Origin of the sequence: Helicobacter saguini (genome assembly GCF_000762875.2) — a bacterium.
Lineage (GTDB): Bacteria > Campylobacterota > Campylobacteria > Campylobacterales > Helicobacteraceae > Helicobacter_A > Helicobacter_A saguini.
Map to the genome: position 1 here is coordinate 243,472 of NZ_JRMP02000001.1, position 14,739 is coordinate 258,210.

The window sequence follows — 14,739 nt, forward strand, 5'->3', positions numbered from 1 at the left end:
CTAGCACCTTACTCAATAATGTTAGTTACCGCACCAGCGCCAACGGTTCGCCCGCCCTCTCTAATCGCAAAGCGAGTTCCTACTTCCAAAGCAATAGGGTTAATTAGCTCAACCGTGATTTTAACATTATCGCCGGGCATTACTAGCTCTGTGCCTTCAGGCAAGTGTATCGCACCTGTCACGTCTGTCGTTCGCACATAGAATTGCGGACGATAGTTGTTATGGAAAGGTGTGTGGCGACCGCCCTCATCTTTTGTCAATACATAGATTTCAGCCTCAAACTTCTTGTGCGGAGTAATTGAGCCGGGCTTACACAATACCATACCACGTTCAACATCTTCTTTTTTAGTCCCACGCAATAGCACGCCGACATTATCGCCAGCTTCTCCTTGGTCCATTTCCTTTCTAAACATCTCTACACCTGTAACGGTTGTCTTTTGCGTTGGGCGGATACCTACGATTTCTACTTCATCGCCTACTTTTACCACGCCACGCTCAATTCTACCTGTTACAACCGTTCCACGACCAGCGATTGAAAAGACGTCTTCTACAGGCATAAGGAAAGTTTTTTCCACATCTCTTTTTGGAGTAGGGATATACTCATCTACTTTTGCCATTAAGTCTAGAATCTTTTGACCCCATTCGCCCACGTTTCCAGCTTTAGCTTCTTCAAGGGCTTTTAGGGCTGAGCCGCCAACAATAGGAGTATCATCACCTGGGAACTCATACTCATTTAGCAAGTCTCTTACTTCCATTTCAACCAACTCTAGCAATTCTGGGTCATCAAGCATATCTTGCTTATTTAAAAACACAACGATATAAGGCACGCCTACTTGACGAGATAGCAAGATATGCTCTCTTGTTTGTGGCATAGGACCATCACTTGCTGAAACGACCAAAATCGCGCCATCCATTTGCGCCGCACCTGTAATCATATTCTTAACATAGTCAGCGTGTCCGGGGCAATCTACGTGCGCATAGTGGCGATTTTCTGTCTCATACTCAATGTGAGAAGTCGCAATCGTAATACCTCTTTCTTTTTCCTCAGGGGCGTTATCGATATTGTCATAATCGCGAAGTTCCGCCAAACCCTTAGTCGCAAGGACTGCTGAAATCGCAGCACTCAAAGTAGTCTTGCCGTGGTCTACGTGACCTATTGTGCCAACATTTACGTGTGGCTTGTTTCTATTAAATTTCTCTTTAGCCATAGCTTTCTCCTTAAATTAATTTAACACAAAAACGAAAAACTGGAGCCCATAAGCGGGATTGAACCGCCGACCTCTTCCTTACCAAGGAAGTGCTCTGCCACTGAGCTATATGGGCGTAAAATTATAAATTATAGAGATGATAAAAATGAAGAATTGCAAAATTCCTAACTTTTATCAGCTCCCAGTCGCCAAATATTAGAAAATAGAATCTCTTAGAATCTAGATTCTAAAAAGCATAAAAGATGGAGCGGGAAACGGGGCTCGAACCCGCGACCCTCAGCTTGGAAGGCTGATGCTCTAGCCAACTGAGCTATTCCCGCACATCATTTTCACACACAACAATGGTGGTGAGTCGTGGATTCGAACCACGGAAGACAAAGTCAGCAGATTTACAGTCTGCCCTCGTTGGCCACTTGAGTAACTCACCACGCCTAAAAACACTGGTCAAACACTGAATCTAAAGTTTTTTAAGACTAGATTCTAAGATTCTACACAATTTTTAAGGATTTATAGAATCTTTTGTCATCGCTAACCTTGCTTTGACATGCGTCATTGCGAGCGTAAGCGAAGCAATCCAAAGTTACAAAATCCCTAAAACCCTTTTAGATTCTAAAAATCTTTTAAATTTTAGAATCTTTTTAGAATCTTAAAAACTCATAAAACACTTAGAATCTAATCTTTAATAGACAAATTTCAAAGTTTGATATAATTTAAAAATCCACATTTAAGTTTTCAAATCGTTTTAAAACATTTTACAACATTTCAAACAATGGAGCTGGTTAAGGGACTTGAACCCCCGGCCTGCTGCTTACAAGGCAGCTGCTCTACCAACTGAGCTAAACCAGCAAAAAAAAGATAGAATTATATATAAAAAACTTTATAAAGTCAATACTACGCAAAAATTATAGAATCTAAAACATTTTTTTGATTTTTTTAAAATCTAAATTATGAATTTGCTTAATTTTTGTTGCAATTTCAAGTAACAGGATTGTGCACTTCAAGTCTTTATCACTTAGAAAATATGAATTTAAGCGTGAGATTGCGTGTTGATAAAATTAGTTTAGATTCTATAGAATCTTGCTGCAAAGTGAATTACAAGTTTTCCAAGTCTTTTGCTAAGTTAGCGATTTGTTCGCTACTAGCTAGAAAATCATTGATTTTATTTATTAAATCAAGTATGTTGTTTATGTCTTTTGTATAGTAATATTCATCCTTAAACTACCAAAGTTTCTGTGATGATTTTACCTACAAATTTGGCGTTAGATAAATTACGGCAATATTTTTGTTTTTAGATTCTATAGAATCTAAAAGCCGATGGGGGTGTTGGTGGAGTTTTTGCGTTTTAGTTTGCTTTCGTTTTCTAATCTTGTGATTAGTTCATCTAGGCTTTTTATCGGGTTTAGCCTTGATTGTCTTGTAATTAATGCAAAGTCGCCAAAGCATATTTCTAGCTTTTTAAGGCGGTTTTTTATGTCGCTACTTAGTTTAGATTCTATAGAATCTTTAGAATCTATTAGTCCCAAGTAGTTTGCGTATAGTAAAAATGCTTTTTGCAACTTCGCAAATGACAGGGCTTTAAACTCGATTTTGCTATCAAAACGGCGTAGCACAGCCGCGTCCATCATATCCAAATGATTGCTAGTGGCTATAAAAATTCCATTAAAATGCTCCATTTGCGTTAGCATTTCATTTACTAGGCTTTTTTCCCAGCTTTTCTCCGCGCTCTCACGATTATACAAAAATGTATCGACCTCATCGATATGCAGCACCGCCTTTTGTGTGCTAGCATTTTTGAAAGCAGCCGCTAGCCGCGCCTCACTTTGCCCCACATACATCCCTAAAATATCACTTGCCTTGTAACTTAGAATCTTACGCCCGGTCAAACGAGCGATTTCTTTAGCAAACTCACTTTTACCACTGCCAGAGATTCCATAGCAAAGGATTCTAATGCCAAAGCTATCATCCATATTAGAATCTAAGTCGCTAGATTCCACAATTTCGGTATCCAAATTTACAGCAATCTTAGAATCTTCAGCAGAATCTTCACCCACAATTTCCCCAAAAAACTTATTAGAATCTTTATTAGAATCTCCACGTGATTTTCCAAAAAAAGAAAAAACTTCCTCGTCACTTTCATACCCAAAGCCCTTAAATTTCTTAGGATTTTTCTTATACGCCTTTAGCATTTCAAAATCATGGTCAAACTCAAAATCACCACTTTTTTAGAATCTTTAGAATCTGAATCTTTAGAATCTAAAGCCGTTTTTTTCGCCAAAGGTAGCAGCTTTTTAATATTATTTGCATACTCTACAATATCCACATCACACTCAATTAAGCTCATATCATAGGGCAGTGTTTTTTCTTTTTTCTTAGAATCTGCCTTTAAAAGTCTAATGGGGGATAGCTCGCGCGCCCTTAGATTCTCATTTATATATTTTAAAAATATCGCTTGTGCCTTAGATTTTGGGAAAATACTAGCTAGTTTTGCCGCACTTAAAATTATTCCTTGCGTTAGATTTGGATTCAAAGCGACTTGCTCTAAAAGCTTAGAATCTAGCGAGATTTTAGAATCTAGAACCGCTTTTACCATACTTATTTTTTTATTTTTAGGCGGCGTTTTTATCTCCATTACCAAGTCAAATCGCCGCAAATACGCGCCATCCATTTGCTTAGAATTTGACAAGAAAAAGTTTAACACACGCGTATTTTCTAACGCACAATTAATTCGCGCCTTTTGATGCAGTGAATTGTAGCATAGCGAGTCTTCGCACTCATCAAAGCAAATGATGTGTTTTTCGCTCCTTGCCGCACTTTGCAAGGCTTGAAAAGCCAAGATTCTATTATTATAATCCTCGTCATTATGTCGCGTTTGCCGTTTATTTTCCACGCAAATAATCTCTTTATTTAACGCCTTTGCAATCACATTTACGATTTCATTTTTGCCCACGCCCGGGCTTCCATAAAGCAGGATATTGCCGCTTTTTAGGCGACTTGCGGTATGCATTATCGTGCTAAATTTCTCGCCCATATAGCTAAAATCTTCCACGCTTAACGTTGTTGGCTTTGGCTTGTAGCCATATTTTTCAAAAAATCGCTTTTGTGTGACAAGATTTAAAAAAAAGACTGATTTATCCCGCTCAAACGCGCCTTCCCAACGCGATTCAAGCAAGTAATCATCATCGATAAATCCGCTCGTAATAAGCTTATTTCTATCATTTTGCAGGATTTTTTGCACCGCTTTTGTGCTTAGATTATGCTGGCTAGCGATAATTTTTGCGTGCATTTCTAGCTCGATTTCATTAGGATATACGATGCAATCACTCCTTAGCAGGTAAAAATAGTGCAAAATAAAGCATTCTTCCTTGCTAAATTTAAGCATATTTTGCAGCATCGCAAAATTTTTCTCCACAAAAGGCGGGAAAATATACTCGCTATAAAGTTTGCTTAAGGCTGCAACGCTCTCACTTGAGAACATATTTTCAAAATTTTTAATAAAATTAGCGCCAAAAATCTCTTCAAAATTATGCTCCCGCACATGGCTTAAGCCCAAAATATTCATATACACAATGCTTAAAACCTTTTGATTATGCTTTTTCCAATGCTCATTTTTAGGCACAAAAACGATGTTAGAATCTAGCAATTTTTGCGCGATTTTATCTTTGGTAATCTTTGGTGGCTTGTGTGTTTTTATAGAAATTGCGTTTAGATTCTGCGTATTTTTAGAATCTATGTTGTGAAAATCTCCATCCCCACTTATAGAATCTAGATTCTGTAAATTATTAGAATCTGTATTATTTAGATTCTGTAAATTATTAGAATCTTTTGCCACGTTTATAGAATCTGCGTTTGGAAAATCATTCACGTCATTTTTAGAATTTGCGTTTAGATTCTGTGAATTATTAGATTCTATGTTTGGAAAATCTCCCACGCCGTTTATAGAATCTAGATTCTGTGTTTTATTAGAATCTGCGTTTAAATTTGGATTCTGCAAATTATTAGAATCTGCGTTGGGGTTTAGCTGCGTGTTTGTAGAATCTAGATTCTGCTTAGACGCATTCATTGCTTCTTGTTCTAAGGCTTTTTTTATAGAATCTAATGTGATATAGTTTTCACCCTCATCTATGCTACGATGATAATTTCTTGCGTGTCTATTCCTTCTCATAACTTTCTCCTTACAACAAATTTCAAATAAAATTATACTAATAAAAATGGACAAAACTTGTCTAGATTTTAGAATCTATTTAGCTAAGAGTTTAAGGCAGGAGTGTGTGTCGCCTAAGTCGCAGGCGTGTAAGGCGGCTTTTTTGGCTAATATTTGCGTTTGTTTTTTATCTAGTTTAAATGTTTTAGAATCTATATTGCTAGATTCTAAAATATCAATGAAAGTTGAGTTTTTATTGCTTTGCAAATTAGAATCTTTTAAAATAGAATCTTGCGAGTTAGAATCTTGCGGCTTAGAATCTATTTTAGAATCTTGCGAATTTTTAGAATCTTTAAACCCATTAGATTCTATAGAATCTGCTAGATTAGAAACGCCAACAAACTCCGCTAAATCTATCAAATTCCTGCAATTTTGCACTATAAAAGATATATCAAAATCATTGCCATTAGCCACAAAACAGCCCTGTTTATACACATTAAACATCGCATTTAAATCAATTAAAGGTAGCAAATCATTCGCTTTTAAACGCAACACTTCCAAGTCCAAAACGCCACGATAAAAGCAAGACTTTGGGCTTTGCAAATCTTTCATAGAATCTAATATCAAAAAAGTAGATGTTTCGCTATCGCTCAACATGACAGATGTTTTAGATTCTATAGAATCTTGCGACTTAAAACCCCCTTTAGAATCTTGCGACTTAGAATCCATAGCATTTTGCGACTTAAAAGCCCCTTTAGAATCTAAAGACTCCAAATCCCCAAAACACCCAAAATCCAAATACTTCGCCCCGTCCAAATAAAAGGAATTATCCGCATTTTGCGGCACTTCAAAATAGTCTTTATAATCCGCATCCAAAGAAAACCACGTCACAAACGCATACATACCACCCAAAACATCACACGCATAACGCACGCCGCTAAGGCAGGCATTTTGCGCCTGTTGTATGTATGAACGCTGCTTAGAAATCTTAGCAGAACTCATACTCGTATTATAGGCAAAAGCATACGAAATAGGCTCTTTTTTAAGCGAATGTAGTGCGATATTTAGGCTATTTGTCGCACTTTGGCAAGTTTTATTGCACTTATTATTTAAGCTTAGATAATTTGCCAAAATTGCCGCAGATTCCGCATTTTCTTTAGCAAGATTTAGCGAAAGCAAGGTATCACATGATTTAAATTCACCAAGATGATAGCACCCATACCGCACAAATGCCAAATCTTGTGGCGATAACGCCAAAAAATCAATAGGCTTAAACTCTAAATCTCGCAAATAAAACTTATTTTTGCGTTGTTCTTGCTGCTGCCTACTCTCCCATGCCTTAAAAAGCGCGATTAAGCCAACCTTATCACAGCCTTGATAATTGCCTAAAGCACACGCTTTTTTGGCAAGATATAATGTGGAATCAAGTAGCGGGATTTGTGTTTTAAAATTTAAATTCATCGTGTCATAATACACTAAAAACGATAGCCGATAGCAAGCAGCAGCTAGATTAGTAAAGCAGCCATCAAGCAGCGTGTTGATAAAAGGTAGATAATTTTTTTGCTGATTTTTTTGGTAAAAAGCGGTGATAATGTCGCGGATAGTTTGCTTTGTGGGGTCTGTGTCTTGCTTATTTTTATGGCTTTTGGTGGGGGTTTTAAATCTGTGATTTCTGTTATTAATAGGGCGTTGGGCGGGCATTTCATTTAAAGTAGGGTGGTGAGCGGCGTTTTGGATTTTAGAATCTGTTCCATTAATAGGGCGGTGGGTGGGCTTTTGGATTTTAGAATCTATTCCATTAATAGGGTGGTGGGTGGGCGATAGGTTTTTGGAATTTGTAGAATCTTTAGAATCTATTTTAGAATCTTGCAAATTAGATTCTATATTTTTATTAGAATTTATGGAATCTTGCAAATTAGATTCTATTTTATCAATAGTCTGTTTATCAAGCGGCACAGGCGGCTCTTCCATTATAAAAGCAAAATTCACACATCCATTACTTAAGCCTAAATCACACGATTGCTTACTCAAAATCAAGGCTTTTTCCTGCAATGCTTGAAGTTTTTTCTTATTAGATTTGATATTAGATAAAATCTTATTATGGTCATCTTCTTTATTATTAATAGGGCGGTGAGCGGCGTTTAGGTTTTTAGAATTTATAGAATCTTTAGAATCTATTTTTAAATCTTGCAAATTAGATTCTATATTTTTACTAGATTCTATAGAATCTTTTTTACTTTTAGATTCAATAAAATTTTTAGAATCTATCTCATTAATAGGGTGGTGGGTGGGCGATAGGTTTTTAGAATCTTTTATACTAGATTCTATATTCAAATTCTTAGAATCTATTTTAGAATCTTGCAAATTAGATTCTATATTTTTACTAGATTCTATAGAATCTATTTTACTTTTAGATTCTATATTTTTATTAGAATTTTTAGAATCTGCCCTGTTAGATTCTATAGAATCTATTTTGTTTTTAGTTAGATTCGCTTCACTCAAAATGACATCCTTATTAGATTCCATAGAATCTAGCAAATTTTTATCGCGTTTTTGATATGTTTGAGTGTCGCTTTTATCCTGTTTGCTAAAAACAATTTCTTGCATTTGATTTAAAATAATCTTAGATTCTATATATTTTTGAAAGCCCTTATTATTCAGCCGTTGCGTAAAATCGCCATAGCCAAAGCCAAAATTTTCCGCACTCTCACTATTTAAAAACTGCAAAAATTCCTTGCCACTTAAATCCACACTACTAGATTCCCCAGAATCTAAAATCCCCACAAATAACAATATAAAAAATAAAAAAACTTTTCTCATTTTCCTACCTAATAAAAACTATATCGAATGATTTAAATACAAATTAAAAAAATCCTTTGCACTACGTGGGCTTCTATTCCCTATTTTTGTGGCAAAATTTATCGCTTTTAATTTCACAGATTCTAAAATCTCATTTGCCTTGACATCGATATTTACGCTCTCTCCGCGTGTGTGCGTGTGCGCTACATGCCGCTTTATAATCGCGCGTAGCACATCTAAATATTCATCCTGCCCTAGTGAGTAAAAGCCGATACTAAGCGGGAATCTATCGCTAAATGCCATACTTTCATTAATGTTATCTTGTGCTTGCAGGGCGTTATCTTGGCTGCTTTCTTGCACCAAATGTCGCAGGTTTGAAGTCGCATATAAAAGCACATTGTGCGGATGCGCTTCAAATGAGCCTTCCAGCGTGCTTTTAAGGCTTTTATACCGCCCATTATCAAAGCTTAAATCATCACTAAAAATCACAAATTTATACTGCGGAATCTCGCGTAAATAATCAAACAAAAGCGGCATAAAATTAAAATCTTTCGTATCCACTTCAATCACGCGTAAAAATCCGTGCTTTTCAAACAAATACTGCGATAAAACAGCCTTTATAACAGAGCTTTTCCCACAGCCACGCGCCCCCCAAAGCAGCGCATTTGACGCATCTTTGCCCTGCAAAAACGCCTTAGTGTTAGAATCTAAAAGCTTTATTTGCTCTTTTAGCCCAACCAGCTCATTAACCTTAACATAATTGAAATTTGTAACCTTGTGAAAATACACAAACCCCGCGATATTGCGGAAAATCGCTACCTTAGCAGTATCCCAATCAATGCGCGAATCGCGATTATCCCACTCAATCTCATGCCCATTCACAAAAGTATTATCCAAATGCTTACAAAAAAATGAAAAGTTGTGCATAGTTTTATCCTGTATTTTTTAAACAGATTTTATACTAAAAGTTTAAAGATTCCATATAAACAAATGCGTGGTTACAGAATCTAAAAGATTCTAAGCTAAGATTCTATCTTTAAATTAGAATAAAATAAGGACACAAAAATGTTTGAATCTCTAAGCAATGGCTTTAAATCTGCGATGAATAAACTGCGTTTTAGCGATGATTCTAAGGCGTTAGATAAGGCATTAGATGAGCTAAAAAAAGTGCTTTTGAAAAGTGATGTCTATCATAAAACCACAAAAGAGATTCTATCAAAAACTAAGGAAATCACGCTAAAGCAGGGCATTGGGCGCGATAATTTTTTAAATGCGTTGAGTGAAAGCCTAAAAGAGATTCTAAGCACTAGCGGGAGTTATGGCTTTACCTTTGCGAATAAGCCGCCGACAAATGTGCTAATGGTGGGCTTACAAGGAAGTGGTAAAACCACGACGTGTGCGAAGCTGGCAAACTATCTAAAGACAAAAAATAAAAAAGTCCTGCTTGTGCCTTGCGATTTGCAACGTCTTGCGGCTGTAACGCAATTAAAGACTTTGGGCGCGCAAATTGAAGTGCCTGTGTTTGAATCTAGCTCAAATGACCCTTTAAAAGTAGCAAAAGATGCCCTAGAATACGGCACAAAAGAGCATTTTGATGTGATTATTTTTGATAGCGCGGGGCGACTTGCAATAGATTCTGCGTTAATGAACGAGCTAAAAGAAATAAAAAAAATAGTCCAGCCACACGATACTTTCTATGTCGCGGATGCGTTAAGTGGGCAAGATGGCATTCGCTCTGCGGCGAGTTTTAATGAGCAAATCGGCGTAAGCGGCGTGATTTTAAGCAAGTTTGATAGTGATTCTAAGGGCGGGATTGCACTCTCGATTGCTTTTCAGCTCGGCATTCCGCTGCGTTTTATGGGCGTGGGCGAAAAGATTGCCGACCTTGATTTATTTATGCCTGATAGGATTATTTCAAGGCTTATGGGCGCTGGGGATTTGGAGAGCTTGGCTGAAAAGACCGCTGCTGCGATAAATCCAAAGGAAGCAAAGGACATCCATAAAAAAATAAAAAAGGGCAATTTTACATTCATTGACTTTTTAAATCAAATTGAAAATGTGAAAAAAATGGGCTCTGTAAGCTCGATTTTATCGATGATTCCAGGGCTTGGCAATATGGCGAAATCACTCAAAGGCGTGGATATTGACAACACTGAGGAAGTGAAAATCATTCGCGCGATGGTAAATTCGATGACAAAAAAGGAGCGTGAAAACCCTGATATATTGAATGGTTCGCGACGAAAACGCATCGCAAATGGCGCTGGATTGCAAGTTAGCGATATAAATCGTGCCCTAAAGCAATTTGACCAGGCAAGTAAAATCGCCAAAAAACTAAGCCAAAAAGGCGGTATGCAAAACTTTTTAGCGATGATGAGCCAGCAGAATATTCCTAGATAGTTTAAAACACCTAAAAAATTTGTGTGATTCTAAACTTTAAAATGTTTTATTAGAATCTAGATTCTATATTTATGTTAAGGTTTGAAATGCAAGTGATTTTGATTGATACATTTGGGTTTTTTTTTCGTAGTTTTTATGCCCTGCCGCCGCTTTTTAATTCAAAGGGCTTTCCTACTTCGCTTTTGACTGGCTTTGCGAATTTGATTTTTGAGATTTTTAAGAAAAATAAGGGCTGCTGCATAATTTTCACGCTTGAAGGGCATGATAACAAGCGAAAAGAAATCTACAAAGATTATAAGGCAAATCGCAGTGAAGCCCCTGCTGACTTGCTTTTGCAGCTGCCTGTGGCTGTTGAGTGGCTACAAAAAATGGGGCTAAAAACCTTGCAAATTAATGGGTATGAAGCCGATGACTGCATTGCGACTTTATCGCATTTAGCGCAGGCTCAAGGCTTTCAAGTGCGAATAATTAGCCACGATAAAGACCTTTATCAGCTTATAAATGAGAATGTTATCATTTATGATTATGGGAAAAAACGCGTGATTACCGCGGCGGAGTGCGTTGAGAAGTTTGGTGTGTCGCCGCGTGATTTTATCACATATCAAAGCATCGTTGGCGATAGTAGCGATAATATTCCTGGCATTAAGGGCATCGGGGCGAAGGGTGCGGTAAAGATTTTGGAGCATTTTAAGTCTTTGGAAAGTTTGTATGATTCTATCACGGCGGATACTTCAAATGTTGAGTCTTTGCTTGGGAAACGCGCTGTGGCTTTGATTTTGGCTAGTAAAGATAATGCGTTTTTAAGCCGCGAGTTAGTGACGCTAAATTCGCATTTGCTAGAAAATTATGATTTTTTAGAATCTAAAAATGAGTTTGAAAACTCGCCCTTGCTTAAAATCGCGCCTGAATTAAAAGAGCTAGAAATGCAGAAGATTCTAAGCACTATCGGGGCGGATAGATTGCAACTTGAAAGCCCCCCTCCCTTGCGGAGGGGGGTTGGGGGGTGGGTAAAAAACCCCGATAATCCAAAACACCAAACTACACAAATAGATTCTATAGAATCTCATAATACAAATTCTATAACATACAATACGCACAATAAACCCACCCCCCAACCCCCCTCCGCAAGGGAGGGGGGCTATAAAGAGCCAAACGACAAGGGAGGGGGGCTTTCCACTCCACACGATTATATAGAATCTAACGCACAAGATTTTATAGAATCTAAGTCGCAAAATATTAAAGAAGATTCTAAAGATTTTATAGAATCTAATCTTGGAAACTTACAAGATTCTAAAAAAGATTCTAATGTTTCGCAGAATCTAGATTCTAAAAAAGATTCTAATAAATTCACCTTTAAAGCCCATTTGATTAATGATAAAGATAAGCTTTTCACGCTCCTTGATTCTATCCCAAAAGATACCACAATCGCCTTTGACTGCGAAACAACCGGCTTAGATTATCGCAGTGAAAAAATGGTAGGTTTTAGCTTTTGCTTTGATGGATTTAATGGCTATTATGTGCCGTTTTTGCATAAACCACCTATTTCAAATTACAATGAACTATCTAAAAAAGAAATAGAATCTATAATATTAAATTCAAAAATAGATTCTGTAAAACAAATTTCTATAGCGGATGCAAAATTAGCTTTACAACAAATTTTTACACATCCATTAATTGCTCATAATATAAAATTTGATATACAAGTTGCTTTGCATAACTTTGGAATTTATCCACAAAATGATATAAAAGATTCTATGATTTTAGCTTGGCTACTTAATCCCGGTTCAAAAATAGGTTTAAAGGAATTACTATATAAATATTTCAAATATGAAACAGAAGATTTTGATAAGCTTATGGAAAAAATATATCCTAAAAAAAAACTAACACAAAAACCTACATTTGATTTTGTTTCTTTAGAACAAGCAAAGGATTATGGTGCATTGGACTCTATAGCTGCTTATGTTTTGTATCATAAGTTAGAATCTATGCTGGGAATTGATTTAAAGCAGGAATTAAAAAATATTGAGACTCCGCTAATTCCTATACTTATAAATATGGAAAATAATGGTATTTGTGTCGATAGACAATATTTTATAAAACTTAAACCAAAATTTGAAATTATGCTAAATGCTCTTGCTAATAAAATTCATACACAAAGCGGTTATCATGGATTAAATAAATCCAAATTTAATGTTAATTCTCCTAAACAAGTAAGTGAAGTTTTATTTAATGAGTTAAAATTATCTACTAAAGGTAATCCTAAAAAAAGCACAAATGAAATATATTTAGAAGCTATTATAAGTGAGCATCCGGTGGTGGAAACTTTGCTTGAATATCGCGAAGTTTTTAAGCTATTTTCAAGTTATATTGAGCCGATTTTGCGACTTACAAAAGGGGCTGAAAACGCCGAAAATAAGGGACTTTTTAACACTTTAGATTCTAAAGATTCTATAGAATCTAAAAATAGAATCTACACGCAGTTTTTGCAAACAGGCACTGCCACAGGGCGTCTTAGCTCTAAATCGCCAAATTTGCAAAATATCTCTGTGCGTAGCGATTTGGGTAAAAGCATTCGCGCTGGCTTCATTGCGCGCAGTGGTTATGTGCTAGCAAGCCTTGATTATTCACAAATTGAGCTGCGGCTTTTAGCGCATTTTAGCGGTGATAAAACGCTTATTTCTGCCTTTCATAATAATGCGGATATCCACGCGCAAACTGCGAAGATGATTTTTGGTGAAAATATAGAATCTAGCGGCGATTTTGCTACTTTTCGTAACATCGCAAAGTCGATAAACTTTGGCTTAATCTATGGAATGGGCGCACGCAAACTCGCTCAAACCCTGCAAATCACGCAATTTAAAGCAAAAGAATATATCGATAAATATTTCGCAAAGCTCCCGCATATCCGCGATTTTTTAGAATCTAAACGCGTTGAGATTGAGAATTTAGGCTATGCTGAAACGCTATTTAAAAGGCGGCGTTATTTTGATTTTTCTATCGCAAATGAGGGCGTGCGGCAGGGCTTTTTACGCGAAGGTGTCAATACGATTTTTCAAGGCTCTGCGGCGGATTTGATTAAAAAAAGTATGATTGAGATTTGCGATACTTTTGGGCTATCATTGCAAGATTCTACAAACTCTAAAAATATAGAATCTAAAGGACTTTTTTCAAATATAGATTCTATAGAATCTAAAAGCCAAATGCCCGCCCACCACCCTTTTAATAAAACAGATTCTATAGAATCTAAAGGGCTTTTTTCAAATATAGATTCTAAAGATTTTATAGAATCTAATAGCCTAAATTCTAAAGATTCTAAAGAAATCCTATCGCCCATCCACCACCCTATTTGTAAAGACCAAATGCCCACCCACCACCCTTTTAAGAGTGAAAATAGCGACTACAAAATAAAACTCCTTTTGCAAGTGCATGACGAGCTAATCTTTGAAATAAAGCAAGATTTGGCACAAAATTACACACAAAAAATAAAGCAAATTATGGAATCTACTTACAAGCTAAAAGTCCCACTAATATGCAACATCGCCATCGCTTCAAACTGGGCAGCACTAAAATAAAAGCCATTTACTTTAACTTTTTAAGATAAAATTCCATCTGAGTGAAAAATTATAAAATCTAAAGGTAAAAAATGAAAATAATAAATGAGAATTTGAGTGATTTTGAAAAGCATATTTTGATTGATAAAGGTACGGAGACGCCTTTTAGTGGCGAGTATGAGAGCTGTTTTGAGAGCGGGATTTATGTGTGTAAAAATTGTGGGGCGAAGCTTTATAGTTCAGATTCTAAGTTTAAGAGCCATTGTGGGTGGCCTAGCTTTGATTGTGAGGTGGCGGGTGCGGTGCGTAAAGAGCGTGATAAAGATGGCGTAAGAACTGAGATTGTGTGTGAGGCTTGTGGTGGGCATTTGGGGCATATTTTTTATGGTGAGGGTTTTACGCCCAAAAATACAAGGCATTGTGTTAATTCAGCCTCAATTAAGTTTGTGAAAGAGTGATAACACAACAAAATTGCTAAAAAAATTCATAAATAAAATCTATCGTATCTTTAAAAAACAAGTTATAATTTCACACAAAACCACCAAAAAGGAAAAACCCATGAACTCATTTATTACCCTAAAGATAGATAATTTAGAATTTATTATTACAAAGGCTAGTATTACTGAGAGTTTAGAATCTTTAC

At 36.4% G+C, this 14,739-nt stretch carries 9 protein-coding genes and 4 tRNA genes; 4 read left to right on the forward strand and 9 right to left on the reverse strand.

Annotated features, from left to right (window positions below; translation table 11 throughout):
- Positions 1-8 precede the first annotated feature (8 nt).
- The 5 genes from tuf to LS64_RS01100 all read right to left on the reverse strand — a co-directional run bounded on the left by tuf (position 9) and on the right by LS64_RS01100 (position 2,054).
- A complete protein-coding gene (gene tuf, locus LS64_RS01080) occupies positions 9-1,208 on the reverse strand; it encodes an elongation factor Tu (protein WP_034570428.1) in 1,200 nt (399 codons plus the stop codon).
- A gap of 40 nt (positions 1,209-1,248) precedes the next feature.
- Positions 1,249-1,323: transfer RNA gene (locus LS64_RS01085), tRNA-Thr, on the reverse strand.
- 128 nt (positions 1,324-1,451) lie between these two features.
- A tRNA-Gly gene (locus tag LS64_RS01090) sits at positions 1,452-1,528 on the reverse strand.
- 22 nt (positions 1,529-1,550) lie between these two features.
- Positions 1,551-1,635: transfer RNA gene (locus LS64_RS01095), tRNA-Tyr, on the reverse strand.
- 343 nt (positions 1,636-1,978) lie between these two features.
- Positions 1,979-2,054 (reverse strand) — tRNA-Thr (locus LS64_RS01100).
- 142 nt (positions 2,055-2,196) lie between these two features.
- Between LS64_RS01100 and LS64_RS01105 the strand changes: the two genes are divergently transcribed.
- Entirely contained in the window at positions 2,197-2,409 is a 213-nt protein-coding gene (locus LS64_RS01105) for a hypothetical protein (RefSeq protein ID WP_138127224.1), read from the forward strand.
- A 103-nt stretch (positions 2,410-2,512) separates the two neighbouring features.
- Here the strand turns inward: LS64_RS01105 and LS64_RS01110 are convergent, their stop codons facing one another.
- The 4 genes from LS64_RS01110 to LS64_RS01125 all read right to left on the reverse strand — a co-directional run bounded on the left by LS64_RS01110 (position 2,513) and on the right by LS64_RS01125 (position 9,075).
- Positions 2,513-3,394, reverse strand: coding sequence for an ATP-binding protein (locus LS64_RS01110; RefSeq protein WP_052062350.1), 882 nt, complete (start codon positions 3,392-3,394; stop codon positions 2,513-2,515).
- Positions 3,388-5,370, reverse strand: coding sequence for an AAA family ATPase (locus LS64_RS01115; protein WP_034570426.1), 1,983 nt, complete (start codon positions 5,368-5,370; stop codon positions 3,388-3,390). Before LS64_RS01115 ends, LS64_RS01110 begins: the two co-directional genes overlap by 7 nt.
- 75 nt (positions 5,371-5,445) lie before the next feature.
- The gene (locus LS64_RS01120; protein WP_034570423.1) at positions 5,446-8,169 is read right to left on the reverse strand and encodes an AAA family ATPase; all 2,724 of its coding nucleotides are present in this window, start codon (positions 8,167-8,169) and stop codon (positions 5,446-5,448) included.
- A gap of 18 nt (positions 8,170-8,187) precedes the next feature.
- A complete protein-coding gene (locus LS64_RS01125) occupies positions 8,188-9,075 on the reverse strand; it encodes a DUF815 domain-containing protein (RefSeq protein ID WP_052062349.1) in 888 nt (295 codons plus the stop codon).
- Positions 9,076-9,213: 138 nt separating this feature from the next.
- On the opposite strand from LS64_RS01125, the gene ffh reads away from it, so the two are divergent.
- From ffh to LS64_RS01140, 3 genes are all read left to right on the forward strand, one after another.
- Positions 9,214-10,545, forward strand: coding sequence for a signal recognition particle protein (ffh, locus tag LS64_RS01130; protein ID WP_034570420.1), 1,332 nt, complete (start codon positions 9,214-9,216; stop codon positions 10,543-10,545).
- A gap of 86 nt (positions 10,546-10,631) precedes the next feature.
- Positions 10,632-14,117: a DNA polymerase I gene (gene polA / locus LS64_RS01135; RefSeq protein ID WP_052062348.1), complete on the forward strand. Its 3,486-nt coding sequence runs from the start codon at positions 10,632-10,634 to the stop codon at positions 14,115-14,117.
- Between the two features lie 71 nt (positions 14,118-14,188).
- Positions 14,189-14,554: a methionine-R-sulfoxide reductase gene (locus LS64_RS01140; protein WP_034570418.1), complete on the forward strand. Its 366-nt coding sequence runs from the start codon at positions 14,189-14,191 to the stop codon at positions 14,552-14,554.
- The last annotated feature ends 185 nt before the right edge of the window (positions 14,555-14,739 follow it).